At 66.9% G+C, this 23789-nt stretch carries 25 protein-coding genes and 1 pseudogene; 10 read left to right on the forward strand and 16 right to left on the reverse strand.

Features of this window, described 5'->3' with window-relative positions:
* Nucleotides 1-4 precede the first annotated feature (4 nt).
* Nucleotides 5-535: a L,D-transpeptidase gene (locus G539_RS0109650; RefSeq protein ID WP_245576849.1), complete on the reverse strand. Its 531-nt coding sequence runs from the start codon at nt 533-535 to the stop codon at nt 5-7.
* Between the two features lie 548 nt (nt 536-1083).
* On the opposite strand from G539_RS0109650, the gene G539_RS0109655 reads away from it, so the two are divergent.
* Nucleotides 1084-2280, forward strand: coding sequence for a diguanylate cyclase (locus G539_RS0109655; RefSeq protein WP_156911920.1), 1197 nt, complete (start codon nt 1084-1086; stop codon nt 2278-2280).
* 17 nt (nt 2281-2297) lie between these two features.
* On the opposite strand, the gene G539_RS0109660 is transcribed toward G539_RS0109655, so the two are convergent.
* Nucleotides 2298-3017 (reverse strand): L,D-transpeptidase, encoded by a 720-nt coding sequence (locus G539_RS0109660; protein WP_029075019.1) that lies wholly within the window; start codon nt 3015-3017, stop codon nt 2298-2300.
* A gap of 393 nt (nt 3018-3410) precedes the next feature.
* Here G539_RS0109660 and G539_RS27300 point away from each other — a divergent pair, with 393 nt between their 5' ends.
* Together G539_RS27300 and G539_RS0109670 are read left to right on the forward strand one after the other, a co-directional pair.
* Entirely contained in the window at nt 3411-3767 is a 357-nt protein-coding gene (locus tag G539_RS27300; RefSeq protein ID WP_169516631.1) for a thioredoxin family protein, read from the forward strand.
* 120 nt (nt 3768-3887) lie between these two features.
* Nucleotides 3888-4685 carry a TlpA disulfide reductase family protein gene (locus G539_RS0109670; RefSeq protein ID WP_029075021.1) on the forward strand — a complete coding sequence of 266 codons (798 nt, stop codon included), beginning with the start codon at nt 3888-3890 and terminating at the stop codon, nt 4683-4685.
* Between the two features lie 80 nt (nt 4686-4765).
* On the opposite strand, the gene G539_RS24280 is transcribed toward G539_RS0109670, so the two are convergent.
* The 6 genes from G539_RS24280 to G539_RS0109700 all read right to left on the reverse strand — a co-directional run bounded on the left by G539_RS24280 (nt 4766) and on the right by G539_RS0109700 (nt 10432).
* Nucleotides 4766-5431 (reverse strand): LbetaH domain-containing protein, encoded by a 666-nt coding sequence (locus G539_RS24280; RefSeq protein WP_051231257.1) that lies wholly within the window; start codon nt 5429-5431, stop codon nt 4766-4768.
* Nucleotides 5432-5523: 92 nt separating this feature from the next.
* On the reverse strand, nt 5524-6414 hold the full coding sequence (locus tag G539_RS0109680; RefSeq protein WP_029075022.1) for a PHP domain-containing protein: 891 nt from the start codon (nt 6412-6414) through the stop codon (nt 5524-5526).
* Nucleotides 6407-7561 (reverse strand): ABC transporter ATP-binding protein, encoded by a 1155-nt coding sequence (locus tag G539_RS24285; protein WP_084639916.1) that lies wholly within the window; start codon nt 7559-7561, stop codon nt 6407-6409. The genes G539_RS0109680 and G539_RS24285 overlap by 8 nt, the downstream gene beginning before the upstream one ends.
* Before the next feature lie 21 nt (nt 7562-7582).
* Complete coding sequence (locus tag G539_RS0109690) at nt 7583-8437, reverse strand: ABC transporter permease (RefSeq protein WP_084639917.1); 855 nt, start codon at nt 8435-8437, stop codon at nt 7583-7585.
* The gene (locus G539_RS0109695; RefSeq protein ID WP_156911922.1) at nt 8434-9309 is read right to left on the reverse strand and encodes an ABC transporter permease; all 876 of its coding nucleotides are present in this window, start codon (nt 9307-9309) and stop codon (nt 8434-8436) included. Before G539_RS0109695 ends, G539_RS0109690 begins: the two co-directional genes overlap by 4 nt.
* Nucleotides 9296-10432 carry an extracellular solute-binding protein gene (locus tag G539_RS0109700; protein WP_029075025.1) on the reverse strand — a complete coding sequence of 379 codons (1137 nt, stop codon included), beginning with the start codon at nt 10430-10432 and terminating at the stop codon, nt 9296-9298. The genes G539_RS0109695 and G539_RS0109700 overlap by 14 nt, the downstream gene beginning before the upstream one ends.
* Nucleotides 10433-10851: 419 nt before the next feature.
* Here G539_RS0109700 and G539_RS26145 point away from each other — a divergent pair, with 419 nt between their 5' ends.
* Nucleotides 10852-11553 (forward strand): GntR family transcriptional regulator, encoded by a 702-nt coding sequence (locus tag G539_RS26145; protein ID WP_051231258.1) that lies wholly within the window; start codon nt 10852-10854, stop codon nt 11551-11553.
* A 66-nt stretch (nt 11554-11619) separates the two neighbouring features.
* Here G539_RS26145 and arsH read toward each other — a convergent pair whose 3' ends face one another.
* From arsH to G539_RS0109730, 5 genes are all read right to left on the reverse strand, one after another.
* Entirely contained in the window at nt 11620-12342 is a 723-nt protein-coding gene (arsH, locus tag G539_RS0109710) for an arsenical resistance protein ArsH (RefSeq protein ID WP_029075026.1), read from the reverse strand.
* Nucleotides 12343-12427: 85 nt separating this feature from the next.
* Nucleotides 12428-12835 (reverse strand): OsmC family protein, encoded by a 408-nt coding sequence (locus G539_RS0109715; RefSeq protein WP_029075027.1) that lies wholly within the window; start codon nt 12833-12835, stop codon nt 12428-12430.
* An 80-nt stretch (nt 12836-12915) separates the two neighbouring features.
* The gene (gene arsB / locus G539_RS0109720) at nt 12916-14013 is read right to left on the reverse strand and encodes an ACR3 family arsenite efflux transporter (RefSeq protein ID WP_029075028.1); all 1098 of its coding nucleotides are present in this window, start codon (nt 14011-14013) and stop codon (nt 12916-12918) included.
* Nucleotides 14014-14023: 10 nt separating this feature from the next.
* Entirely contained in the window at nt 14024-14851 is an 828-nt protein-coding gene (gene arsC / locus G539_RS26620) for an arsenate reductase (glutaredoxin) (RefSeq protein ID WP_084639919.1), read from the reverse strand.
* Nucleotides 14852-14863: 12 nt separating this feature from the next.
* Nucleotides 14864-15205 (reverse strand): ArsR/SmtB family transcription factor, encoded by a 342-nt coding sequence (locus tag G539_RS0109730; RefSeq protein WP_029075029.1) that lies wholly within the window; start codon nt 15203-15205, stop codon nt 14864-14866.
* A 30-nt stretch (nt 15206-15235) separates the two neighbouring features.
* On the opposite strand from G539_RS0109730, the pseudogene G539_RS27745 reads away from it, so the two are divergent.
* Nucleotides 15236-15445: pseudogene (locus tag G539_RS27745) on the forward strand (hypothetical protein); the annotation flags it as partial.
* Between the two features lie 86 nt (nt 15446-15531).
* Here G539_RS27745 and G539_RS0109740 read toward each other — a convergent pair.
* Nucleotides 15532-16983 (reverse strand): nucleotidyltransferase family protein, encoded by a 1452-nt coding sequence (locus G539_RS0109740; RefSeq protein WP_029075030.1) that lies wholly within the window; start codon nt 16981-16983, stop codon nt 15532-15534.
* Nucleotides 16984-17325: 342 nt separating this feature from the next.
* Here G539_RS0109740 and G539_RS0109745 point away from each other — a divergent pair, with 342 nt between their 5' ends.
* On the forward strand, nt 17326-19080 hold the full coding sequence (locus G539_RS0109745) for a glycosyltransferase (protein WP_029075031.1): 1755 nt from the start codon (nt 17326-17328) through the stop codon (nt 19078-19080).
* Here the strand turns inward: G539_RS0109745 and G539_RS26150 are convergent.
* Nucleotides 19050-20141 (reverse strand): phosphoenolpyruvate carboxykinase (ATP), encoded by a 1092-nt coding sequence (locus tag G539_RS26150; protein WP_051231259.1) that lies wholly within the window; start codon nt 20139-20141, stop codon nt 19050-19052. The two genes, G539_RS0109745 and G539_RS26150, sit on opposite strands and share 31 nt — an antisense overlap.
* A gap of 119 nt (nt 20142-20260) precedes the next feature.
* Here G539_RS26150 and G539_RS0109755 point away from each other — a divergent pair, with 119 nt between their 5' ends.
* The 4 genes from G539_RS0109755 (at nt 20261) to G539_RS0109770 (ending at nt 23212) form a co-directional block, all read left to right on the forward strand.
* Nucleotides 20261-21202, forward strand: coding sequence for a hypothetical protein (locus tag G539_RS0109755; RefSeq protein ID WP_029075032.1), 942 nt, complete (start codon nt 20261-20263; stop codon nt 21200-21202).
* Nucleotides 21203-21307: 105 nt separating this feature from the next.
* Entirely contained in the window at nt 21308-21994 is a 687-nt protein-coding gene (locus G539_RS0109760; protein WP_169516633.1) for a glycosyltransferase family 2 protein, read from the forward strand.
* Nucleotides 21994-22731 (forward strand): glycosyltransferase family 2 protein, encoded by a 738-nt coding sequence (locus tag G539_RS0109765; RefSeq protein ID WP_029075034.1) that lies wholly within the window; start codon nt 21994-21996, stop codon nt 22729-22731. The genes G539_RS0109760 and G539_RS0109765 overlap by 1 nt, the downstream gene beginning before the upstream one ends.
* Before the next feature lie 64 nt (nt 22732-22795).
* On the forward strand, nt 22796-23212 hold the full coding sequence (locus G539_RS0109770) for a hypothetical protein (RefSeq protein WP_029075035.1): 417 nt from the start codon (nt 22796-22798) through the stop codon (nt 23210-23212).
* A 48-nt stretch (nt 23213-23260) separates the two neighbouring features.
* Here G539_RS0109770 and G539_RS26625 read toward each other — a convergent pair whose 3' ends face one another.
* Nucleotides 23261-23638: a TIM barrel protein gene (locus G539_RS26625; protein ID WP_084639920.1), complete on the reverse strand. Its 378-nt coding sequence runs from the start codon at nt 23636-23638 to the stop codon at nt 23261-23263.
* Nucleotides 23639-23789 lie beyond the last annotated feature (151 nt).

Consider the following 23789-nt stretch of genomic DNA (forward strand, 5'->3'; position numbering starts at 1 on the left):
GGCCTTACTGGACGACGATCCGCGCGCCGGGCTGAACCCGGTCGTAGAGATCGATGACGTCCTGGTTGAGCAGGCGGATGCAGCCGGCCGAGACGGCCTTGCCGATGGAGCTGGGATCGGTCGTGCCGTGGACGCGGTAATAGGTGTCCTTGCCGTCCTTGTGCATGTAGAGCGCGCGGGCGCCCATCGGGTTGGCCGGCCCGCCGGCGACGCCATCCTTGAACTTGCCGTAGTGGCCGGGGTTCCGCTCGATCATGCTGTCGGTCGGCCGCCACCGGGGCCATCGCGCCTTGTTGGCGATGACCGCCTCGCCGCCCTCGAAGGAGCGGGCCACGGGGCCGACGCCGACGGCGTAGCGGATCGCCTTCCCGTTTGGCTGGACCAGGTAAAGGAACCGCGTCGGCTGGTCGACGACGATCGTTCCGGGGGGCTCGCTGGTGCTGTAGTCGACGGTCTGGCGGATATGGGCGGGCTTCATGCGGCTGGTGTCGACCCCGGCGATGCGAAAATCCCCCTCGGTCATCTCCCGGTACATCTGCCGCGGGTCCGAACCCACCGGACGGGCGGAAGGCGAGCTTCTGGCCTCCGGTGCCTTCGGCGCGGGCGCGGGTGGGACAGCGGTGCCCGACTGCGTGGTGGCACAAGCCGAGGTGAGCAGGGCCAGGCAGACGAGGGCAGCTAGGTTGAGTGGCTTTGCATGCTTCATTTCAAGGGGCCGTCAGCGGTTTCTTTCTACCGAAGCGCTGCGTTCTGATTCTTAAGGCTGGCTTAAGACTGGTGCGGCTTCCACCGAAAGAAGCGCGTCGCGATCGATGGCGGGGGAACGCGATGCTGGGGCGGTCGGCGGCGGGTCGTTCAGGCGCGGCCGGCACCTTGCGCGGGTTGTTCGAATCTGTTTGTTCGGCAGCCTGCCGCCAAGGGATTCCATCTGCCGAGCGACCTGTCCCGAGATGGAAAGGGCCGGTCACCGCGCGATCCAGGCTCTTTTGAGAAGAAACGAAGTTGATCGAAAACAACGATAATATTCAGGATCAACTTCCTGAATTGCTGCGATTGGCGATCGCGCAATCCTTCAATTCCGTCATGATCACAACGGCGGATCCGGGCGGGGATGGTCCGAAGATCATCTACTGCAACCCCGCCCTCTGCAAGATGACGGGCTATTCGCAGGAATATCTGATCGGCAAGAGCCCGCGCATTCTGCAGGGCCCGCTGACCGACAAGGCGGTTCTGAACAAGTTGCGGCGGTGCCTGCGAAGCGGAAGCGATTTCCAGGGCTCGACCCTCAACTATCGCCGGGACGGCACTCCCTATTTCGTCGAATGGAACATCTCGCCGGTCCGGGGCGCCTCCGGCAAGGTCGAGTATTTCGTTTCCGTCCAGCGCGACATCACCGCCCGAATCCTGGCGGAGCAGCGCCAGGAACTCCTGGCCCAGGCGCTCAACGTCACTCAGGACGCGGTCGTGATTGTCGATGATCGTGGTCGAATCCTGTTCACGAACCAGGCATTCCAGCGGGTGACGGGATACAGCCCGGAAGACGCGCAGGCGCTGGCGATGCATGCCGCGACGACGGCAAGTCCTCATCCGGCCTTTTACAGGAATCTTCTGCGTGTCATGCAGGGAAGCCGGCGGCTGCGCGTCACCTTCGAGGGCGACGGGCCCGCCCAGGATCGTCCGATGCATCTCGAGCAGGTGGTGACGATCCTGAAGGACAAGTCGGGGGCTGGAAAGCACTATGTCAGCGTCCTGAAGGACATCTCGTCCTTCGTCGAGCGCGAGAACCTCCTGAGCCGGCAGGTTCGCAGCGATGTCCTCACGGGTCTGCTCAATCGCCGTGGCGGCAGCATGAAGCTTCGCAGCGTCCACCGCGCGGCGCAGCGGGCGGGATCCGCCTATGCGGTCATCCTGGCCGACATCGACAATTTCAAGATGATCAACGACCGGTACGGGCATGATACGGGCGACGTCGTCTTGCGGCAGTCCGCCGCCGTATTAATCGGTACCATCGGCGGCGAAGGCGCCATTGCCCGCTGGGGCGGGGAGGAGTTCCTCTTCCTGCTGCCGGATGGATCCCTGGCCGAGGCAATGGGCCTGGCCGAGCGCGTCCGGATGGCGATCGCCGCCCATGACTACCCGATTGCCGGCAGGGTCACGCTCTCGCTGGGCGTCGGGGTCTGGGAGGGTTCGGAGACAGCCCATGCGCTGGTGCGCCGCGTCGACCAGGCCCTGTACCGGGCCAAGAACGAGGGCCGGGATAGGGTCGTCGCCGCCGAATAGAGCCCTGTCGCGGAAAGCTACCCGACGACGATCTGGCCCCTGTCCGGGTCGGGGATCACGACGATGCGGCTGCCGTCCCGCACCGCATCATGCAGGTGGATGACATCCTGGTTGAGAAGGCGGATGCATCCCGATGACACCGCCTTTCCGATCGACCAGGCCTGGGAGGTGCCGTGAATGCGGTAGATGGTGTCGCGGCCTCCCTCATGGATGTAGAGGGCGCGCGCACCCAGCGGGTTGCGAAGGCTCGGCGGCATACCGCCATTGGCGATGCTGTAGGGCTCGAGTTCGGGCTGGCGGGCGACCATCTCGTCGGGCGGATTCCAGCGCGGCCATTCGCGCTTGTAGGCGATGATGGCGCGCCCCGACCAGGAGAAGCCGTCGCGCCCGACCCCGACCCCGTATCGCGTGGCGCGCCCGTCCTTGCCGACATGGTAGAGATACTTAGCCGGGGTATCGACGATCACCGTTCCCGCCGATTCCGGGCCGTCATAGTCGATTTCGGTTCGCCACCACTTCGGATCGATCTGCCGGATGTCGACCTCCGGTATCGGGAACGGTTCGTCGGGCATGGCCGCATACATCAGTGGCGGCGCCGGCGCGGCTTCCGGCGCCGGGGTATGGGCCGCCGGCATCGTGTCTCTCGCCGAGACGCAGCCCGACAGGCCGAGCGCGCCGGCGCCGAGGAGAAGGGTCCGGCGCGTCATCCTGCGCGCGTTGCGGCGCTCTTCGGTCATTGCGGCACTCCATCCATTCTTGTGATCCCCGGCATCAAGGGCGCCAAGCTTAAGGGGCCCTTAAGGACGGGCGGCGCGACCCGCGCGACCTGCGGACGCATGCAGGCCAGGTGGATCGCGCCGCGGACGGCGCCGCCCTGGCGGGTGCGTCGTCCCGCCACGCGCCCGGTTCCGCCCGCTCTTAAGTCTCGCTTAAGCTTGCCTGCCGACATGGCCGCGGCGTTCTGGGTCTGGCGATCGGCGGTGGGTGCATTTCGGATGAACGGATCTTTTGGGGAATCGGTTGGGCGGGGGCGAACCCTGAATCGGCGGTCGCTCCTCGGCGCGGCGGCCGCCGCCGTCTCGGCCCTGGCGCTGGTGCCGCCGCGCCAAGCCTCGGCGGCGGAGACCGCCGTGGTTACCTCCGTCGAGGCCTACCGGGCGGCGCTCGCCAGGCTCTCGCTCGGATATCGCCACGCGCTGGTCGATATCCGCGCGGATTGGTGTCCGCCATGCCTGCATATGGAGCGGGCCGTGTTCCCGCATCCGTCGGTCAGCCCCCTGCTGGAGCATGTCGCGCTGATCAAGGTCGACGTCACGGCGATGGATGACGCCAATCGCGCGCTGCTGGGCCTGCTGCGCGCCGAAGGGCCGCCGACCCTGTTCGTCGTCGAGCTCGCGAGCGGGCGCGAGCAGGACAGGACGCGGTCGGTCGGTCCGACGAGCCGTCGGGCCCTGGTCCGGCAGCTGCAACCCTTCGCGCGCTGGTAGACGCGTCCCTCCAGCCTGGAATCGGCACTTCACCATGATGTCTCATACTCGTCGCCGACCCCCTGCGGGTCTCCTCGCCGTCCCCCTGGCGACTGGCAGCCTCGCAGCGGGGCGATCCCGTTGAACGCCATCGTATTGGGGCCGCTGATCCTTGCGCCCGACCGCTTCGCCGCCATCTTCGCCATCGCCGCCTTCCTGATCGCCAGCGAGGTTCTGGCGCGGAAGGTCGATGGTCGTTTCTCGTCCTGGGGATGGCGGGCGATCGTCGCCTTCATCGTCGGCGCACGGCTCGGCCATGTGCTGTCCCATCTCGACAGCTTCGCCACGGAGCCGCTTCGCGCCCTTGCCGTCTGGCAGGGAGGCTTTCTCGTCTGGGCGGGCGTGTTGCTGGCCATCGCCTATACGGCGTTCGAGTTTCGCCGGCATCTCGGCCGGATCGCCTGGACGCTGCTGCCGGGCGCGACGGCTGCCTTTGTCGCCGTTCTCGTCGTGCAACTGACCGCCGGCACGCCGCGAACACCCTTGCCCAAGGGCGAGTTCCTGACCCTGAGCGGCGAGAGCGTGCCGTCATCGAATCTCGTCGGCCAGCCTCTGGTCGTTAATCTCTGGGCGAGCTGGTGTCCGCCGTGCCGCCGGGAAATGCCGATGATGGCCGACGTCGCCGCCGGGTCGAGCGACGCCGCCTATGTCTTCGTCAACCAGGGTGAATCGCTTGAGGCGATCACGAGCTATCTCGAGGCCGAGAACATCCGGCTTCCGACCGTGCTGCGCGATTCGCTCGGCGAGTTCGCGAGGAACTACGCCCTGCCGGGCCTGCCGGCCACCCTGTTCATCTCCAGCGACGGGCTGCTGCATTCCGTGCACATGGGAGAGATTTCCCGGGAGGCCCTGCTGCAAGGCGTCGCGGAACTCGATTGAGGCCGGAAGGACGAGGGCGAACGCGTCCTCGTCCTTCGGTCTGTGTTCCCGGGCGGCCAGTCCTTGCTGGCTGGCGACGGTCAGGCTTCGGAGGCACTCCGGGCCGGGGTCGCGCCCTCGTCCCTCGCGCCCGTATCGTATTTTTCGAGAAACGCCTCGACGGGCAGGGCGCGAAAATCGCCGAGGGCGTCGCGCAACCGCTCATGGCTCCAGTCCCACCAGCCAAGCGCGAACAGCCTTTCGATCACGCCGGGATCGAAGCGATAGCGGATCAGCGAGGCGCTGACGCCGGCCACGATCGCAAATGGCGCCACGTCCTTGGTGACCACCGCGCCGGCCGCGACAATCGCGCCCGCGCCGATCGTGACATCCGGCTTGATGATCGCGCCATGTCCGATCCAGCAGTCGGGGCCGAGCACGGTCCGGCGGGCGGCCCGGCGGCGGAAGAACTCGGCGTCGTCCTCGACATCGTCCCAATAGCTCGCGGACCGATAGAGAAAATGATGCTGGGCCGCGCTGGCGAGCGGATGGTCGGTCGGACCGATCCGGGTCATCGCGGCAACGTTCGAGAACTTCCCGACCGTGGTGTTGGCGATATCGGCCAGGCGGTCGCAATAGGCATAGTCCTCGAACCGGGAGTTGAGGATCCGGGAGCCTTTGCCGATTTCGCAATAGGATCCGAAGGTGGAGTTCACGATCTCCACGTCCTCGTGCAGAAGCGGCTGGCTGGGTGACAGTTTTGGCATCGTGGTGGCTGATGTTGGGATCCGGATGGGGAGGTTCGGGTGCCGGGCTGGCTGCGGAACGCGGCCTTGTCGGGCACCCGGCTCGGGGCCGCCTAGACGAAGAGCGGGTTCGACCAGGCGCGGCGACCCTGTTCGTCGGCGATGATCAGCCTCGCCCAGCCGCCGGAGAACTTCTCGAGCGGGAGCCGGGCGCGCGTGATGCCGCGCCCCATGACGACCGTGGAGCGGGCGGCGTGCCCGACGAGCCACATGGAGCGGGCGGCGCTGGTCTCGACGAAAAGATGGTCGCCGTCGATCTCGATGTGGTGGATCGAGGGGCCCTGGGAAGCGTAGTAGGCGCCCGCCTTGAGCGCGGAGAGGATGGCGTCCGGCGAGTTCGACTCCGCCTTCACCATGACCCAGCCGCGACAGGCTTCCTCGCCATAGCGATGCGCGTCGTCGGTGGCGATGACGCCGGTGCGCCGTCCCTTGTTGAGCAGCTGGTCGATCAGATAGTTGCCGTCGCCGCGGCCGGTTTCCCAGTCGCAGATGGAGTTGTACGCCTCGACGGCGTGCGCCGGGGGCATGGCCAGCGCGTCGTCCAGCGTCAGTCCGTACCAGCCGGGGTGGGCGATCGACACGAAGGCGCCCGCGTCGAGGGCGCGCTGCGCCAGCTGCGCCGCCGTCTCGCCCGGCATCAGGGGGGCGAAGTCGAGCGGCAGGCCGTTGGCGAGCACGTGCCAGATCTCGCCATTGTCGATCCCCTCCGCATGCAGCTCCGCGCCGATCAGCGTCGTGAACCCGTCCGCGCGGAACGGCGTGGTGTCGACGACCGGATAGCCGAAGCGTTCCATGAAGTGATCGGTCAGGCTGATGAAGTCGTAGCCGGCGTCGCGATAGAAGGCGCAGACGCGCGCCGGAGTCGGGTCGCCGTCCGAACGCGAGGAGTGGCAGTGCAGGTTGCCGCGGAAGAATCGTCCTGGCGCGGTGAATGCATCAAGCATTGACGAGGCTCTCTCTCAGAGGGGTTGCTTGGGGGAAGGCCGTCGCGAGGCTCGTCTCGCGGGGTGGCGTGAACGGCAGGACCTGCGCGGGGAGGGCGGCGTTGAGCCCGGCCGGCGGGGTGAAGCAGAGATCGCCGTTCCGGTAGACGGCGAAGCGGCGAGGCAGGACGTCGGCGGCCATTCCGGGGGCCCAGCCGGTTTCCGGCTGCGCGCTGATCCGGAGCTTTTCGTGGTTCAGCGTCCCGACCTCGATCGAAAGATGGGTGCCGAAGTCGGTCACGCGCGTCACTTGCGCGCCGCGGCCGTCGTTGCGCCGCTGCAGGACGATGTCTTCGGGCCGAAGGGCCAGCGTCGCCGGACCATCGGCTACGGGAACCGGCAGCTCGATGGTGGCGGCGCGCAGCATGCCGCCCTGCACGGTGCCGGGCAGAAGGTTCATCTGGCCCACGAAGCCGGCGACGAACTCGGTCTGCGGCTGCCGGTAGAGCATGTCTGGCCGGCTCAACTGCTCCAGCCTGCCATTGCGCATGACCGCGATCCGGTCGGCGATGGCGAGCGCCTCGTCCTGGCCATGCGTGACGAAGACCATGGTGATGCCGGCGCGGCGTTGAATCTCGCGCACCTCCTCGCGCAGTCGCTCGCGCAGGTGCTGGTCGAGGCTGGCGAAAGGTTCGTCCAGCAGCAGGATCTTGGGTTCCAGCACGAGCGAGCGGGCGAGCGCCACGCGCTGCTGCTGGCCGCCGGACAGCTGCGTCGTGCGCCGCTCGCCGAAGCCTTCCAGCCCCACCGTCGCCAGCGCGGCTTCCACCTTCTGGCGAATTTCGCTCTTCGGGCGCCGGCGCAGCTTCAGGCCGAATGCCACGTTGGCGAACACGTTCATGTGCGTCCAAAGCGCATGGCTCTGGAACACCATGCCGGTCGGGCGTCGTTCCGGCGGCACCCGCGTCACGTCCTGACCGTCGATCAGGATCGAGCCGCCGCTCGGCTGTTCGAAACCGCCGATCATGCGCAGCACCGTCGACTTGCCGGACCCGGAGGGGCCCAGCAGGCAGACGAGCTCGCCGTCGCCGACGCTGAGCGTCAGCTCGTCGACGGCGCGGGTATCGGCGAAGACCCGGCTCAGATTCTTGACTTCCAGTGTGGCCATGCTGGTGAACTCCTTGAAATCTCAAGCACCGAGCGCACGGCCGAGCGCCTGCGCGCCCAGAAAACGGCGGGCGAGTATGAGCAGCAGAAACGAGGGGACCCACAGCATCAGCGACAGCACCGCGCCGTACTGGACCACCAGCTCGGAGTTGATGAAGCGGATCATCAGCAGCGGCACCGTGCGCACTTCCGGCGCGCCGATCAGCCAGGCGACCTCGGTCTCGTAGAAGGTATTGACGAAGGTCAGCAGCACCGCGGCCGACACGGCGGGCAGGACCTGCGGCAGCGTGATCGACCAGAACACGCGCAGCGGCGACGCGCCGGCGTCGCGGGCCGCCTCTTCCTGCCGGCGGTCGACATTCTGGAAGGCCGAGACCGGGATCCACACCATGAACATCAGGGTCGACACCAGCTGGATCAGCACCACGCCCCAGAAGCTGCCGATCAAGCCAAGGCCGATGAAGATGGTGGCGATGGTGATGTAGAGGCCGAATTTCGGGAACGCATAGACCGTCAGGAACGACATGAAGAAGAGGTTGCGGCCGGGAAAGTCCAGCCGCGCGAACGCGTAGGACGCGGGCAGGCAGATCACGGCCGACAGCGCGGTGACGATCGCCGCGAGGGACAGCGAGGTCGTCATCGCCAGGTGCACGTCGCCGCGCCCGAGCACGTCGCTCCAGAAGCGGAAGCCGAATTTCTGCGGGATTACCGCCGGATACCGCCAGACCTCGGTGAAGGCCCAGATCGCGACATTGACCAGGGGCAGCAGGATGAAGGCCGAGAGCAGGATGGCGATGACGATGCCGGCCCAGTCGGGCAGGGCGCCGGCGAGGCGGAGACCGGGCCGGCTGGCCCGGGCGTGTCCGGAGAGGCTCATGTTGATTGCTCCCGCCGGGTGCGCGCCACCGATCGCACGTAGAAGAGGGCGAAGATCGCGCAGATGAGGAAGGTGACGACGGCCTGGGTGCGCGCCTGGATCGGGTCATCGACCTCGATGATGGTGCGGCGCATGAACGGGCCCATCATTTCCGGCACGGCCGGGCCGAGCAGGTAGGGCAGCGTGAACGCGGAAAACAGGCCGAGAATGACAAAGGAGGCCGCCACCAGCAGCGTGCCGCGAATGCGCGGCAGGATGATGTAGGCCAGCACCTGGAACCGGTTGGCGCCAGCGTCGCGCGCGGCGTCGATCGAGGCGCGCGATACGTTGCTCAGGCCGGCCAGCACGATCAGGAGCGTCAGGGGCAGGTTGTCCCAGACCAGGCCGATGATCGGTCCCCAGGGGGTCAGATAGGGCGATGGCAGTTTCGGCAGCCCGACCGCGTTGAGCAGGATGTCGACGGAGCCGTTCGGTCCGAGCGTGCGGATCAGCGCATAGGCAAGCAGGATCGACGGGACGAATAGCGGGAACAGGGCCAGTGCCTGGATGTAGCCCGTGAGGCGCGACGCGGAGAAGCGCAGATAGAGCGCGATCGGCAGGCAGAGGAGCAGCAGCAGGACGGTGCAGATGGTTGCCACCTGGATGGTCATCCAGAGGTTGCGCAGGCTGAACTCGTCGGAAAAGAAGAAGCGATAGGCGTCGAGGCTGAAGCGCGGCCCCGATGGCCCCTCGACCGTGAGCGTGTCGAAGACCGCCAGCGCGACCGGCCAGAGGATCAGCGCCACGACCAGGAATACCGGCGCGGCAACAAGGAGGAGGCCGATGAGCCTCCCCCCCGCTGCGCGTTGGCTGATGAGCTCAGCGCGTGACATGAGGGGCAACGGTACGGAACCAGCCATCGCTGATCGCCGAAACCCAAGGGCCACCCGGGAAGGTCGGGATCGAGGCCGGCTGCATGGCGGCGTATTTCGCGGCCAGGTCCTTCGGCAGGTGATCCCACGAGATCGCCGGGAAGGCGCCGATCTCGGTGACGACCTTGGTCTGGACCTCCGGCGACAGCACCAGGTCGGCCAGCTTCATCGTTGCTTCGAGGTTGCCGGCATTGGTCGGCACCGTCATGTCGGCGAAGCCGCCGGCGAAGGCGAGGTCGGTCAGCTGCGTGAAGCCGGTCGTCTCAGGCAGGACACCCTTGTTGACGGCGTCGAGCGCCATGTCGGACCAGACCGGAACCATGGTGACCACGCCCTGCGCGAGCAGCTGGATCGACTGCATGTTGTCGCCGGTATAGGAGCCGGGGCCGTAGGTGTAGGGCGCGATCTCCTTCAGGAGCTCGAAGCCCTTGGCCAGCATGGCGTCGCTCTCGCCGGCGACATAGTTGTCGATGCGGAAGAGGGAGGGATCGCGGCCATTGGCTTCGTGGATGGCGCGACGGACGAAATTGCCGCCCGAACCGCCCGTGTCGGGGCGATTGTGGGTGAACTGGCCCGGATTGGCCTTCATCCACGCGACCAGCTCCGCCCAGGTCTTGGGCGCATTCTCGGGCGACAGCTTCGTCGTGTCGTAGGCGAGAACCACCTGCGTGCCGCGATAGGGCAGGCCGAAACTGGTTTCCAGCGTGACCGGATTGAGCTTGTCGTAGTTGGCGAGGCCGGCCTTCGAGAAGTCGACCCAGAGTCCCTTCTCGATGGCGCCCTTCGGCAGGTTCGGGTCGTTCTCGTCGAAGATGTCGACCTGCGGGTCGGCATCGGTGCCGAGCGCCGCCAGCGTGCGCTCGACGATCGGCGCGATGTTGTTGCGCGCGCTGACGACGTTGAGCGTGTATTCCGGATTGGCCTTCTCATAGGCCGGCTTGATGATGTTGTTCCAGAAATTGATGATGTTGGAGTCGCCGGTGATGTAGACATCGATGCGGCTGGTATCGGCCATGGCAGCGGCCGGCATTGCCATCAGCGCCGCGGCGGCGATGGTGGAGCGGAAAAACTGTCTGCGGTTCATCGTGGTCCCCAGGTTTCAAGGCGGCAGCCATCCCTCGCAGGGAACGACATGCCCACTGCCGCCTGTTGCTTCGATTTCGGTTGTCCATTTCGTCGCGCGGCCATTGCCGCCGCCCGACCAAGCCTTGTCGTTGCGGGCGTCTCGATAGCCGAGACGCCAATGTGTTCGCTCGCCGCGAAGCGCGTATGCGTTGCCTTACGGCCGCATCGCCCGTCGCCGGTTCAATCCCCCGTATTGCCTCGCTGCCAAGGTGCCGCGCTTCCGAAGATCGCGGCCGGCGAGCCGATGCCGCCGCTGGCCCTTCGCATACAGGCCGATTGTGTAAGGCGCGTGACAGCTGTAGGTACAGCACAGGGCGTCCGCGACGGAGACAGTCCGTTTCCGCGCCGCGCCGTCGGTCGATACCAAGCGAGAAGCCAATGAAACCGCAGTGGGAAACGCTCTATGACGAGCTGAAGCAGGGCATTCGGAGCCGACGGTTCGCGCCCGGCGAGCGCCTGCCGACCGAGCACCAGCTTTCCGCCGCCAGCGGCGTCAGCCGCAACACGGTGCGACGGGCCTATCTGGCCCTTTCGCAGGACGGGCTCATCCGCATCGTCAACGGACGCGGCAGCTATGTCATGCAGAACGGCATCGTCTACGAGATCGATGCGGTGTCGCGTTTCCGCGATGTCCTCCAGCGCCTGGGCGTCGACAGTGGCTGGCGGATGATCGAGATCGGGACGTTCTCCGCCGATCCGGACATGGCGCAGAAGCTGCAGATCCGGCAGGGCGACGGTGTCCTGCGCTATACGGCGCTGGTTCTCGGCAATGACGTGCCGTTCATTCTCGCGACCCGCTATTTCCCGCTCGATCTCCTTGCCGACTTCGAGAATCGTCTGACCCTCGGAGGGTCCTTCACGGCGCTCTTGCGCGAGGAAGGGCTGGGCGACCTCCGGCGCGTTTCGACCACGGTCGGGGCGCGCATGCCGCAGGACGAGGAAGCCGCCCTGCTGGAGTGCCCCCGCAACGCCCCCCTGCTCGACGTCTCGGCGGTTGGTCGGCTCGATAGCGGCAGGATCGTCGAGTGGCAGCACGCGGTGATGAACAGCCAGCTCATCCGGCTGTCGTTCAGCGCCTGATCAACGACGCGATCGGGTTCCGGGCCCGAGGCTTCCCCCGCGGACCTCCGTCCGGCGACGGGTGGTTCAGGATCCGCCTGCCGCCGTGGCGAGCGAGAGGCGGGCTTCGAGTGCCTCGGCGGCCTCCTTGCGCTCGCTGTAGCGGTCGGTCAGGTAGGGGGAGACGTCCCGCGTCAGCAGCGTGAACTTGACCAGTTCCTCCATCACGTCGACGACCCGGTCATAGTAGCTCGACGGCTTCATGCGGCCGGCCTCGTCGAACTCCTGGAACGCCTTGGCGACCGAGGACTGGTTCGGGATGGTGATCATGCGCATCCAGCGCCCGAGCACGCGCAGCTGGTTGACGGCATTGAAGGACTGCGAGCCGCCAGAGACCTGCATGACGGCGAGCGTCCGCCCCTGCGTCGGCCGGATGGCGCCGACGGAAAGCGGGATCCAGTCGATTTGGGCCTTCATCACCGCGGTCATCGCGCCATGCCGTTCGGGGCTGGTCCAGACCTGACCCTCCGACCAGAGCGCCAGCTCGCGCAGCTCCTTCACCTTCGGATGGTCGGCGGCGGTGGCGTCCGGCAGCGGCAGGCCGTGCGGATCGAACACCCGCGTTTCGGCGCCGAAGTGCTGCAGCAACCGTTCCGCTTCCAAAGTCAGAAAGCGGCTGTAGGAGCGTTCCCGCAGCGAGCCGTAGAGCAGCAGGATGCGCGGGCGATGCGTGGAAACCGGCGCCCGCAGCTTGCCGGCCTCGGGCGGGTTAAGCAATTCGACGGCGACGTTGGGCGGTGCGGGGATCATGTCCGCTTCTCCTCAAGAGTGGGGCGGACCAAGCGCGATGATCTGTTCGTCATGGCGGGCGGTGTGGGATCGTGATCGTTGGTCATCAGACCTCCTTGCGGCGGATATTGCCGACAAGGTCCGTGGCTTCGGCCAGCGTGTTGTAGATCGTGCCGTATTTCTGCAGGTTGCGGTGTAGCAGGTCGATCCGCTGGTCGGTTTCGTCTGTGTCGACCACGATCTCATAGGAGATGCGCAGCATCTTTGGCGGAGCGTCCTGGCGCACGCCATGCAGGCTGACTTCGATGCCGCGCAGATCGAATTGAAGCATCGGGATGACCCGCTCGGTGCCCTTCAGGATACAGGCCGCAAGACTGGCCAGCAGCATCTCGGTCGGGTTGAAGGCATCCGCCCGCCCGGCGAGGCAGGTATCGAGAATGATCCGTGCTTCCTTCGTTGTGGCCTCCGAGCCGGAGCTGTCGATGCGGCGGGCGGAGACGGCATACTCAAGCATTTTGCAGTCCTTTCAGGCGGCGGGTTCGGTCCCGGACACTACGCAGGCGTTGGATCGGCCGGCATGGCGGCCAGTTCCGTTCATGTTCGGCTGCCTTCCGTGGGCCGCTCAGGAAACTGGATAGTCTTCGAGGCACCGGCCACAAGCTGGACTGCAGCGCCGCGCTCGTACCAGCCCTTTGACCGGTTCACGATCCAGACGACGGAGAGCATCACCGGCACCTCGATCAGGACGCCCACGACGGTCGCGAGCGCGGCTCCGGAATGGAAGCCGAACAGGCTGATGGCGGCGGCGACCGCCAATTCGAAGAAGTTGGATGCGCCGATCAGGGCGGAGGGGCCGGCGACGCAATGCGCTTCGCCCGTGGCCCGGTTCAGGAGATAGGCGAGGCCGGCGTTGAAATAGACCTGGATCAGGATGGGAACGGCGAGCAGGCCGATGATCAGAGGCTGGGCGATGATCTGTTCGCCCTGGAAGCCGAACAGCAGCACCAGCGTCGTGAGCAACGCGACCAGAGAGACCGGACCGAGACGGCGCAGTAGCCCCGCCAGCGCGGCTTCTCCGCCCGTGGAGATCACCCGGCGGCGGATGATTTGGGCGATGATCACGGGTACGACGATGTAGAGCCCGACCGAGAGCAGCAGCGTGCCCCAAGGCACGGTGATGGCCGAGAGGCCGAGCAGCAGGCCGACGATGGGCGCGAAGGCGACGATCATGATCGCGTCGTTGAGCGCCACCTGCGACAGCGTGAAGAGCGGCTCTCCCCTGGTCAGGTTCGACCACACGAACACCATGGCGGTGCAGGGCGCGGCGGCGAGGATGATCAGGCCGGCGATGTAGCTGTCGATCTGGTCGGCGGGCAGGAGCGGGCGAAACAACCAGCCGATGAACAGCCAGCCGAGCAGCGCCATGGAGAAGGGCTTGATGGCCCAGTTGATGAACAGGGTGACGCCGATGCCGCGCCAATGGCGGCCGACCTGACCGAGCGCCCCGAAGTCAATCCGCAGCAGCATGGGGATGACCATGAGCCAGATCAGGACCGCGACAGGCAGATTGACCTTGGCGATTTCGGCGGCGCCGATGGCGTGGAACACGCCCGGCATCAGGTGACCAAGGGCGATGCCGACGACGATGCAGAGGGCTACCCAAAGCGTGAGGTAGCGTTCGAAGATGGACACGGGCTGGCCTCTAGAAACGTATGGCGCGGGCGAGAAGGGTGGCGTCGGCCGGGCATAGTTCGCGGGCCTGCCGCGTCGCGAGCACGGCGGCGGGCGCATCGTCCCGGGCGACGGGTTTGAACCCGATCTTCTCGAAGAACGGGGCGGCGGCGGCGGTGAGCACCCAAGCGCGGCGGGCACCCTCGTCAAACGCGCGGCGCTGCAGGAGCGCGACCAGATTGCGGCCGAGCGCTTTGGCGCGCCAGTCCGGCTGGACGACGATGGACCGGAGCAGGGCGTTCTCGCCGAGCGCCTCGTAACCGCCAAAGCCGATGCGCTGCCCGGCGAGCGTCCGGTAGGCGAAGAAGCGGCACGCCGTCTCGGTGAGATCGTCGATCGGGAGTGCGGCCGCCTGCAGGGCCTCCAGCAGGGCCGGGTCATCGGCCCGCACAGACTCGTCGACGAGGAACGGCACGCCTTCTTCCTTGAGTAGGGGGCTTGTGAGCCCGGGTGCGAGCAGATCGAGGACGACGTCGGACGGTCGGCACAGCTTCACGCCGCCCGGGCCGACGACGATGGGGCGGTTGATCAGGATGGGATGCGCGATCATCGCGTCGAGCAGAGCGTCCTCGCCGAGGGACGGGTCGTCGAGCCCGAGTTCCGCATAGGGCGTGCCCTTCTGGCGGATCACGTCGCGCACGGCGAGCCCCATCCGGCGGATCAGCTCGGCCAGTTCCGCGCGGCTCGGCGGGGTCCGTAGATATTCGACGACCCGCGGCGCGACGCCGGCGTCGCGGAGCAGGGCGAGCGTGTTGCGTGACGTGCCGCAATCGGGGTTGTGGTAGACGACGAAATCCATGGCTAAGCGCCCTCAGCAGGCGCAGGCGCAGGCGGAGATCGCCGCCACGGCCGGTTCGCAAACCTCGGGGCGGCCCTGGCAGCAATCGCGCATCAGGAAGCCGATCAGGCCGGCCAGCGCCGGGTAGGCGGCGCTGTAGATGATCGAGCGGGATTCGCGCCTCGACTCGATCAGGCCCGCCTGTTCGAGGTGGCTCAGATGAAACGAGGCCTTGGACGACGAGGCCCCGACCGCCTCGCCGATCGCGCCGGCCGCCAGTCCGACGGGCCCCGCGGTCACCAGCAGGCGCACGATCTGCAATCGCGTTTCCTGCGACAGCGCCGCGAAGGCGCTCAGGGCCTGCTGCTGGTTCATCATTTCAACCTTTCAAGAAATGTTGAGATGATGAATAGCGAACTTCATCGCGCGCCGCAACTGCGAGGTCGTGCTGTCGGCGGGCGGACCCGCCTGTTGCAACATCATCCTCGAGCTTCTCTTGGACCTGTCGGTGCCAACCAGCATGCGTTCATGCGCATCCCGGTCGACAGCCCGCTACGGATCGGCGACATGGTGATCCTGGACATCCCGCACCCTTGCACGACCTTCGACAAATGGAACGTGATCTACGGGGGCGATGCCGGCTTCAACGTGACGACGGCCTACAAGACCTATTTCCGACGCCCCGCAATCGGGCGGTCGCCTCAGGCCGCCCGGATTCCGACGACGCGGAACGGCAACGCTTCCGTGTCGGCAATGTCCGCGGCGGAAGCCCTTGGTCTTGGCCTGCGAAGCGGCCGGGCCGATAGCGAGAGTCTCAGATCGCCGGTTGCGCCCTTCGGGAGGGGCAGCCGGAACAGCCTTAGGACGGGCCCGTTTGACTTGCCGCCGCCCGCGCGGGTTCGAAGACGGGCAATGGCGACGCCGTCGATGCAGACCTCGAACAGGAAACGGCGCAATTTGGCCGGAGGCGCGAGTTCGAGCTCGATCACGAGTTGCGCGCCCTCGCGCACGGAGGCCAGCGTCCGATGATCTTCCAGCGTTGCTGCGGAAGTCGCCTTCCGGCCTCCCGATCGGTCGCGATAGAACCACGCGCCGAGGGGGCGTGCCGCCCTTCGGATCAGGATGACGTGCTCGTCCTTCAGTTCCAGCTGAAAGCCGCGCCGGCGCAGAATCCGGTCGGCAAGACGGTTCGCGGATTTCTCGATCCAGTCACGCTCGCTCGGATGGTGGACATTCGACCAGTATTTCAGCCGCTCCGCCGGGGAGGCCCGCAACGAAGCGAGGTCGGCGGTCACATGCGCCGGCACGGGAACGCCCAGGCCCTCCGACAGATAGCCGAGGCCGGCGCGGCAGGCCGGGACGAGGCCGCGCTCGTCGGCGGTCTCGGCCAGGCGGTTCCAATCGATCTTCTGGCGCTCGATCCGCGTCGCGGCATCGATGGCCCAGTCGCCGCCGGTCCCTTCGGCTGCATGCGCTAGCAGCAGGAGCATGGAATCGGTCGGATCGGGAACGAGAACCGGGTGCAGGGCGAGTCGCGCCGTCTGGGCACGGCTCCAGAGGGCCGCGTCGAGCCGTTCGGCATCGCGCGAAAAATGGAAGGGCGTGACGTGGAGGTCGATCTCGCCATTCGGCCCCTTTCGGAAATTGCCCCGTAGTCTCGCGGCGGCGAGCCGCCGCAGGAAGGCGAAGGAATCGCCGCTCACCGGCAGCCATTCGCCCAGCTTCAGCGCATCGAGCGTGCGACCCGCATCGTCCAGCCGGATCAGAATGTCGATGTCACCCATGACGCGACGCGGCGATATGGCCAGGCCCTCGGCATATTGAGCTCCGCCCTTGAAGACGAGGAACGGCACCCCGGCCTGGTTCAGGCAACCGAGCGCGTGGGCCGCCTCGTGCAGTTTCAGCTGGGTCCGCGTCCAGAGATGCTTCGCCAGCCCGTCGATGCGCGGCCTCAGCGGCGAGGCGGGATCAAGCTCCGCCAGGCGCGCTGCGACCGGCACCAGCAGGCGCATCTCGTCCCAGGTGATGTCGTCGAAATCCCGGGTTTCGTTCCAGGCCTGCCAGGCGCGCGCTGCTTCCGGCGCGGGGCAAAGCGCCGTCCGCACCAGTAGGTCGACGACGCCCTTCGGCCAGCTTCTCGGTCGCTTTGCCATGGTTAGTAACCGAGATGCTTGGCGGGGCGGACTTGTGCCCCGCGAGCGCCGTTGTTGGCATTCCAGCTCTCGATGTCGACGCAGTCATCGAACGAAATCAGCACGGTTTGCACAGTCACGTTTCGTTCGACCTTCCCCGGTGCGAGTCTCTGGGGCATTTTTGCATGCGGCGGGCGCGCGATCCAGAAAGAGCGATCGGTTTTCCCGAGGGTCTTCGATCGCTGGGATACCCGGCGATCTGAACCAAGGCCTTGAATTCGTGGGGGAAAATTGTCGCCATTGCCGGAGTTGGGACGAAGGGACGCTACGAATGGGCGAGGCGCTGACGACAGCGTCGGCCTCATGCTCGCCAGCCTGCGCGCCGGTAAGCGGCAAGTGGCCCTCGATCATGCCCGCCAGCTCGCGACGGCGGACGTTTCCTACCCGCATTCGCTCGCGCTCGCCGGCCGCATTCTCGAAATCGGCGGCTGCTGGGAAGATGCCGAAGGCTTGTATGGCCACATGGCGGCCATGGCGCCCGAGCTGATCTATCCGCGCTACCGGCTCTGCGCGGTCCTTGCCGAACGGGGCCAAGATGCCGCGGCGGCGGAACTGACCGGTAGCCTGGTCCGGCAGTTCCCTTCCAATCCCCGCATCGCGGCGTTGGCAGAATGGGTCGGGAGGTCGACGCAGCGAGATGCCGGTGCCTTGCTGCCATCCCGCCGCTGGCGCCGGTGGTTCGAGGGCGAGGCCTCTTTGCACGAGGGAGAGGCCGTCGCCAGATCGAAGCTAGCCGTCGTGGTGATCGGCTTTCGGGCCCAGCCGGGCCTGGTCCAGGCCGTTTCGTCTCTGTTGGAGCAGGACGAAGAGGCGGAGATCGTCGTCGTCAATTCCGGTGGCGGCGATCCGAAGTCGCTGCTCGCGGATCATGCCGACCGATTGCGCATCCTGAACATCCGCCAGCCGCTCTATGCCGGCGCGGCGCGTAATGTCGGCATCGATGCGAGCGTGGCGCCCCATGTCGCCTTCCTCGCCGGTGATTGCCGAGCACGGCCCGGCTGGATCCGCGCCAGGCTGGCCGCCCATGGTCGTGGCGCACGGGGCGTGGCATCTGCGATCGTTCCGTCGGATCTCGACAGCGATCTTGCCGTCGCGGCGCATCTCTGCCTTTTCGGCGCGCGGTCGCCGCAGGTTCCGCCGACCCAGGCCCTGCGTTACGGCGCCTCCTATGATCGGCATGTGTTCGGCCAGTTCGGCTATTTCCATCCCGCGCTCCGGATCAGCGAGGATACCGATCTGGCGCGGCGCCTCGGCAAACAGGTGCATCCCGCCTGGGATCCCCGCGTGCAGACCGAGCATGCCGCTCCCTCGGGCCGGTTGCGCTTCTGGGCCGAGATGTTCGGTCGCGGCCGGCGCGCGGCGCGCTATCACCCGGCCCGCGACCAGCGTTCGCCCTGGCGGGCCGATCTCGTCGGCGAACTGATCGAAGGCGCACGCCAGCGTGCCGGCACGGCGCTGCGCATCGCCCGCGACATGCTGAAGGTGGCGCCGCAGCGGCTGGGCTCGATCCGGTCTCGGCTCGCGCCGGCATCCGTCTCCTATGGAGCCGGCCTCTTCGTTGGGCTGGTCGGGCTACACCGTGCCGGACGCGCCCATCGGAAGAGCCGCGATTGCCGCGCGCGCGGCGAGATGTCCCGTGCGATCCGCTATGCCGAGCGGGCCCATCGGCGCGACCCGGAGAACCTCGCCATCCGTCTCGACTGCGCCGAGCTGCTGCTTGCGCGCGGCGAGGTCGAAGACGGGGCGAGGGCGGCCGTGCATCTCGACGCGGCGGCTTGGCTCGCGGCTTTTCACGGTGGTAGGCTGGTCGGCATGGCGGATTGGCTCGTCGCTAGAAGGCTGCATGACCGGGCCTGGATGCTGGGCGAGATCGCGACCTTCACGCTGCCGGCGGAAACCCTCATTCATGAACGCCTGGCCCAGGCCGCCGAGGCGATCGGCGATCCCGCGGCGTTCGAGCTGGCCGCCTTCGATGCGATGGCGCGCGATCCGGCCGCGCCACCGCTCCGTCCCTGCCTCGATGCGATCTACGAAGCCGCGTCCAGCGCGAGAGGCTGAACCGGCAGGTCGTCGATGAAGTCGCGCAGAAGTTTCCCGTTCCGCTCTGCGTCCGCCGACAGCTCCATCTGGAAGCACGGCAACTGCGCCAGCAGCCGCGCGAAGAACGCCATGCCGCTGTCTGCTTCGCCGGCGAACTGGTGCAGGTTGGAGCTCATCAGCGCCAGCATGATCGCTTGCGGGCGGATCGGCGCGATCGAAGGCTGGCGCGCATGGGCGATGCGGGGCAGGACGGCGGCCCGGAGCGCGATTCCGTCGATGGTCGCGCCAGGGAAGAACTGGTCGGGGTCGAACTCGACCTTGCCGCGCCAGTTTCCCGAAAGATGGACCGTCCTCTCGACCAGCGCCTTGTTGCGTGCCAGTCCTGCCTTGTCCTGCTTGACGACGCGATAGAGCGGCCGCGCGACCGGGGATGGGGCATTTCCGAGCGCGATATAGTCGTCGCCGACGGTGGAGAGGCCCGCCGCGAGACCCGCCAGCGTGGTCCCGGACTTGCCGGCGCCGCCCTTGCCGAACAGCACGAGGCCGCGATCCGGCCGGCCGAGCGTCGCGGCATGCGCGAGGCGCAGTCCATTGCCCTCCAGCAGCCAGTGAAGATGCTGGCGGAGCGGCGCGGAGCCGTCCCAGGGCGGAAGCGCGTCGACACCGGTAGTCCATTGCACGCCAATCCCCGACTGCGCGTCGAAGAAGCGCCAGAGGCGGCTCTGGAAAGGGTAGGCGGCCCGCAGGCCAGCTGCGGTGACGATGGCCTGAAATTCGGCCGGAGGGCAGGAGGCGTCGCGCCATTTGGGCACGGACTGGAAGCCCGGCACCTTGCCCGTCAGCACATAGAGGCGGCCTGGCGGCGTCGGCTCGCCCTCGACGTTGCGAAACCGCGCCGTGTAGGCGGCGGCGAAATCCGGATCGTCATAGCGGGTCTCGAGATTCAGCCCCGCAGGAGCGATCCGCAGCGTCGTGAGCGCGTCTCCCGGCAGCGCCTCCGCCTGGGTTATGATCCGGCGCATCCACGCCACCACGTTGCCACGATCCACGCCGGCGTCGGGGCCGTTGGTCTGCGTCATCTGATCGCCACTCCATACCGGCGAAGCCACTCGCCGGCAGTTGAAGCAATCGCTGGACTATTGTCTAGCTGGTGCCCCTTCCTCATCGACAATAAACAGGCTTGGACCTCGCAGTTCCGATGGAAATCAAGAGCATAGAAGTCCGCCACGCCAGCGACGCGGTCGCGCGGCGGGTTCAGGCCTGGTTCGAGCGGGGCGGGCGCATCGGCATCCCAGACGGCAGCCGATCCGTTCGCCTGCCGCATCCGGAGAAGGGCGGTTACGCGCTGAAGATCAAGGGCGCCGGGCTGAACGGCGGCCGCGTGCGGTTCGGCTCTTTCAGCCGGACCGGTCCGGCGGCCGTGACGTTCGACTTCGATGGACGCGTGATGGACGACGTCGCGTCCGGCCACGACAACGCCTATCTCGGCGCGGCCTCCTTCCAGCAGGCCGCGACCGAGTTCCGTGTCAGCCGGCTCCTGACCGCACGCGGCATTCCCGTGGTGCCGTGTGTCGGCTATGGCCGGGTGGAGACCGAGACCCATACGGCGTGGTTCTCCCTCTTCGAATGGGGGCGCGACTGGACGGGCGTCAACGTTCCTCGCTCCGGCGCGCTCGACGACTATCTCGACGTCAATATCTGCCTGAGCGCCGATATCCTTCGGCTCGCGGTCGAGCATGATCTCATCGGTTATTGCGGCTATGTCCGCATGCCGGACGGTTCCTTCCGGCTCAAGGACCTGCATCCCTTCCGCCAGGCGGATCCGATCAGCATGTCGCAACTCTCCTGGGTGATGCAGGTGCTCTTCTCGCTCAATGTGCGCTGCCAGGCCGTACAGTTCTTCCTGGCCGCGGCGAGGACCGAGGATCTTCCCGCCGATCTCGCGACCTATCCCCTCCGCGCCATCGTCCCTGACGCCAGCCTGGATGACTACGCCGCGCTGCGGACGCAGATCGTCAAACCCTATCTGCGGCGTTCGCCACCCGACTTCACGCCGCGCGCCCTGCACGACGCGCTTCGCGGAACCCGAGTCGGCAGCGCCCTGCTTGATCTGTGCCCGGAACGATTTGCACGTTGGTGACCAAGGTTTTTCCCCGTCGCGGGCTTGCCCGGCGGCGCGGAGGCGGTAAGGATCGCGCGATTTCTGGGACCAGTGCTTCGGGGCAACATGCAGCAGGACGGACCGATGGCCGCGACCGATCGGGTCAGCGTGGTCATTCCCGCGTTCAACGCGGAGGCCTATCTGGCCGAGGCGGTGGCGAGCGTGCTGGAGCAGACGGTTCCGGCAGCCGAGATCATCGTCGTCGACGACGGTTCGACGGATGGCACGGCGGAGATCGCGCGCAGCTTCGCGGCGGTGACCTATGTACGCCAGGCCAATGCCGGCGTCGCGGCGGCCCTGAATCATGGCAGTCGCATCGCCAGTGGTGACCTGCTCGCCTTCCTGAGCGCGGATGACGTCTGGCGGCCCGACAAGCTCGCGCTGCAGCAGCAGGCGCTGCATTCGGCCCCCAACCGGCTCGTCTTCGGTCACATGCAGCATTTCCTCTCGCCCGAGTTGACGCCCGCCGAGGCGAGCGGCCTGGTCTGCCCACCGCAGCCGATGCCGGCCTTCTCGGCGGGCACGATGCTCGCCCGGCTCGACACGTTCCGCGCCATCGGCCCGCTCGACGAGGGCTTCGCCGTCGGCGAGTTCCTCGACTGGTATGGCCGGGCCCGCGATCGCGGCGTCGAGGTGATCATGCTGGATGCCGTCGTCTCCGGCCGCCGGGTCCATCTCGGCAACCAGAGCACCAAGGCGCTGCGCCAGAAGAGTTACGCACCGGTTCTGAAGGCGATGCTCGACCGGCGCCGCAGCGGACAGACAAGCTGATGCGGCTGGTCGCGCTTCTTCAGGCCCGCAACGAGCAGCGCTTCCTGCCCGGCTGGCTGGAAAACGTCGCGCCGGCCGTCGACGGCATCATCGCGCTCGACGATGGTTCCGAGGATGCGACGGCGGAGATTCTCGCCGCCCACCCGAAAGTGCTGCAGGTTATCCGTAATCCCGCCGGCCAGCCCTGGAACGAGCGCGGCAATCAAATGGCGCTGATCAAGGCCGGCCGTCAGCATGGGGCGCAATGGGTTCTCTGCGTCGACGCCGACGAGCGGCTCGAGCAGCGCTTCGCGCGCGACGTCGCCGTTATTCTCGATGACGCCGACGCGAAGGGGATCGAGGCCTATTCGCTGCGATTTCGTGAGCTCTGGAACGATCGCTCGCATTACCGCAAGGACGGTATCTGGGGTCGCAAGGCGCGATACGGGCTGTTCCGCAACGATATTCGCCAAACCAAGTTCGATCCGCGTCCGCTGCATCGATACTGGATGCCGCTGGAAATCGTCACGCGCCTCGCCAGCGTCGGCGCGCACCTGCCGCACAATCTCTATCACCTGCGCATGGTGTTCGCCGAGGATCGCCACGCCCGGTATCAGCGTTATGTCACGATGGACCCCGACAGCCGCTACCAGCCCCAAGGCTACGACTATCTGGTCGACGAGACTGGAATGGAGTTGGCGACGATCCCGCCCGATCGCGACTTCCTGCCTCTCCGGGACGCGGCACTGTTCGAGTAGGGCATGGACCATCCTGCTTCGACCCCGCTATCATTCCTTCGCCCATTCACCGAGAGGACAGATCTTGCCGGCCCGACTTCTTGAACTTGCGTCGCCCGAATGCTCGGCCGACGATTTCGACGGCGAGATCGTCGCGATCAACCTCGAGACCGGCATCTATTACAGCATCAAGGATGCGGCTGCGGTGCTCTGGCACGACCTGGTCGCCGGCCATTCGGTCGAGGCGCTGGTCGAGATCGCGCGCGACAATGGCGAACTGGCGCAGGGGATCGAGCGCTTCGCCGATGAACTGGTGGCCCTCGGCCTGATGCGGCCGGCAACGGACGCGCCCGTACCGACGGAGATCGCCGGCACGGCAGCCCAGGTCGCGACGATGCTCCTGCCGACGCTCGAATCCTTCGGCGACATGCAGGACCTGCTGCTGCTCGACCCGGTGCACGAGGTGGATGAGGAGATGGGCTGGCCGAAGACGCCGGACTGAGGAACGCGCCGGCTTGCCCGCCGGCGCTCCTTTTCCATTGGCCAGCGGCTACAGGCTGGCGCGCAGATGCTTGGCCGCCTGCCGGTGGCCGTCGAGCCGGGCCGCGAGGTCACCCTTCGGCCAGCCGAAGTCGCGGTCCTCGTGCTCGATCGAAATCACCCCATCGAAACCGTCGCGTCGCGCGGCGCCGATCAGCTCGCGCCAGTCGACGAGACCGCGCCCCGGCAGCGCGTAACGCCACCAGCCCTCGCCGAAATAGCCGCCCGACTGCACGGCCTCCTCGTCGATGAAGGTGTCCTTGCCGTGCAGGATGCCGATACGGCTCGCGAACTCCGTCCGCGCCGCGAAGGGATCGATCCCCTGCAGACTCGATGCAAAGGGGCGGGCATCTGCCTCATCGGCCTCGATCCTCGGATTTTCCCGGATTGGCGAAGCCTATCGGCGCCATCTCCCTTTCGAAATCGACCTGCACAAGTTCCTGACGGCTGTCGAAGCGGCCTGGACGAGGTTTGAAGAACCGGACGCCCAGTGGGCTGACCGAAGCGGTCGTGGTTGTCCCGATCGGCCTGCGCTAATC

Origin of the sequence: Kaistia adipata DSM 17808, from assembly GCF_000423225.1 — a bacterium.
In the GTDB taxonomy this organism is placed as follows: Bacteria; Pseudomonadota; Alphaproteobacteria; order Rhizobiales; family Kaistiaceae; genus Kaistia; species Kaistia adipata.

Coding starts and splice junctions, on each gene's coding strand:
- G539_RS0109650 (WP_245576849.1), bottom strand. CDS start 535: ATGTACCGGGAGATGACCGAGGGGGATTTTCGCATCGCCGGGGTCGAC.
- G539_RS0109655 (WP_156911920.1), top strand. CDS start 1,084: ATGATCACAACGGCGGATCCGGGCGGGGATGGTCCGAAGATCATCTAC.
- G539_RS0109660 (WP_029075019.1), bottom strand. CDS start 3,017: ATGACCGAAGAGCGCCGCAACGCGCGCAGGATGACGCGCCGGACCCTT.
- G539_RS24280 (WP_051231257.1), bottom strand. CDS start 5,431: ATGCCAAAACTGTCACCCAGCCAGCCGCTTCTGCACGAGGACGTGGAG.
- G539_RS0109680 (WP_029075022.1), bottom strand. CDS start 6,414: ATGCTTGATGCATTCACCGCGCCAGGACGATTCTTCCGCGGCAACCTG.
- G539_RS24285 (WP_084639916.1), bottom strand. CDS start 7,561: ATGGCCACACTGGAAGTCAAGAATCTGAGCCGGGTCTTCGCCGATACC.
- G539_RS0109690 (WP_084639917.1), bottom strand. CDS start 8,437: ATGAGCCTCTCCGGACACGCCCGGGCCAGCCGGCCCGGTCTCCGCCTC.
- G539_RS0109695 (WP_156911922.1), bottom strand. CDS start 9,309: ATGTCACGCGCTGAGCTCATCAGCCAACGCGCAGCGGGGGGGAGGCTC.
- G539_RS0109700 (WP_029075025.1), bottom strand. CDS start 10,432: ATGAACCGCAGACAGTTTTTCCGCTCCACCATCGCCGCCGCGGCGCTG.
- G539_RS26145 (WP_051231258.1), top strand. CDS start 10,852: ATGAAACCGCAGTGGGAAACGCTCTATGACGAGCTGAAGCAGGGCATT.
- arsH (WP_029075026.1), bottom strand. CDS start 12,342: ATGATCCCCGCACCGCCCAACGTCGCCGTCGAATTGCTTAACCCGCCC.
- G539_RS0109715 (WP_029075027.1), bottom strand. CDS start 12,835: ATGCTTGAGTATGCCGTCTCCGCCCGCCGCATCGACAGCTCCGGCTCG.
- arsC (WP_084639919.1), bottom strand. CDS start 14,851: ATGGATTTCGTCGTCTACCACAACCCCGATTGCGGCACGTCACGCAAC.
- G539_RS0109730 (WP_029075029.1), bottom strand. CDS start 15,205: ATGAACCAGCAGCAGGCCCTGAGCGCCTTCGCGGCGCTGTCGCAGGAA.
- G539_RS0109740 (WP_029075030.1), bottom strand. CDS start 16,983: ATGGCAAAGCGACCGAGAAGCTGGCCGAAGGGCGTCGTCGACCTACTG.
- G539_RS0109745 (WP_029075031.1), top strand. CDS start 17,326: ATGCTCGCCAGCCTGCGCGCCGGTAAGCGGCAAGTGGCCCTCGATCAT.
- G539_RS26150 (WP_051231259.1), bottom strand. CDS start 20,141: ATGACGCAGACCAACGGCCCCGACGCCGGCGTGGATCGTGGCAACGTG.
- G539_RS0109755 (WP_029075032.1), top strand. CDS start 20,261: ATGGAAATCAAGAGCATAGAAGTCCGCCACGCCAGCGACGCGGTCGCG.
- G539_RS0109760 (WP_169516633.1), top strand. CDS start 21,308: ATGGCCGCGACCGATCGGGTCAGCGTGGTCATTCCCGCGTTCAACGCG.
- G539_RS0109765 (WP_029075034.1), top strand. CDS start 21,994: ATGCGGCTGGTCGCGCTTCTTCAGGCCCGCAACGAGCAGCGCTTCCTG.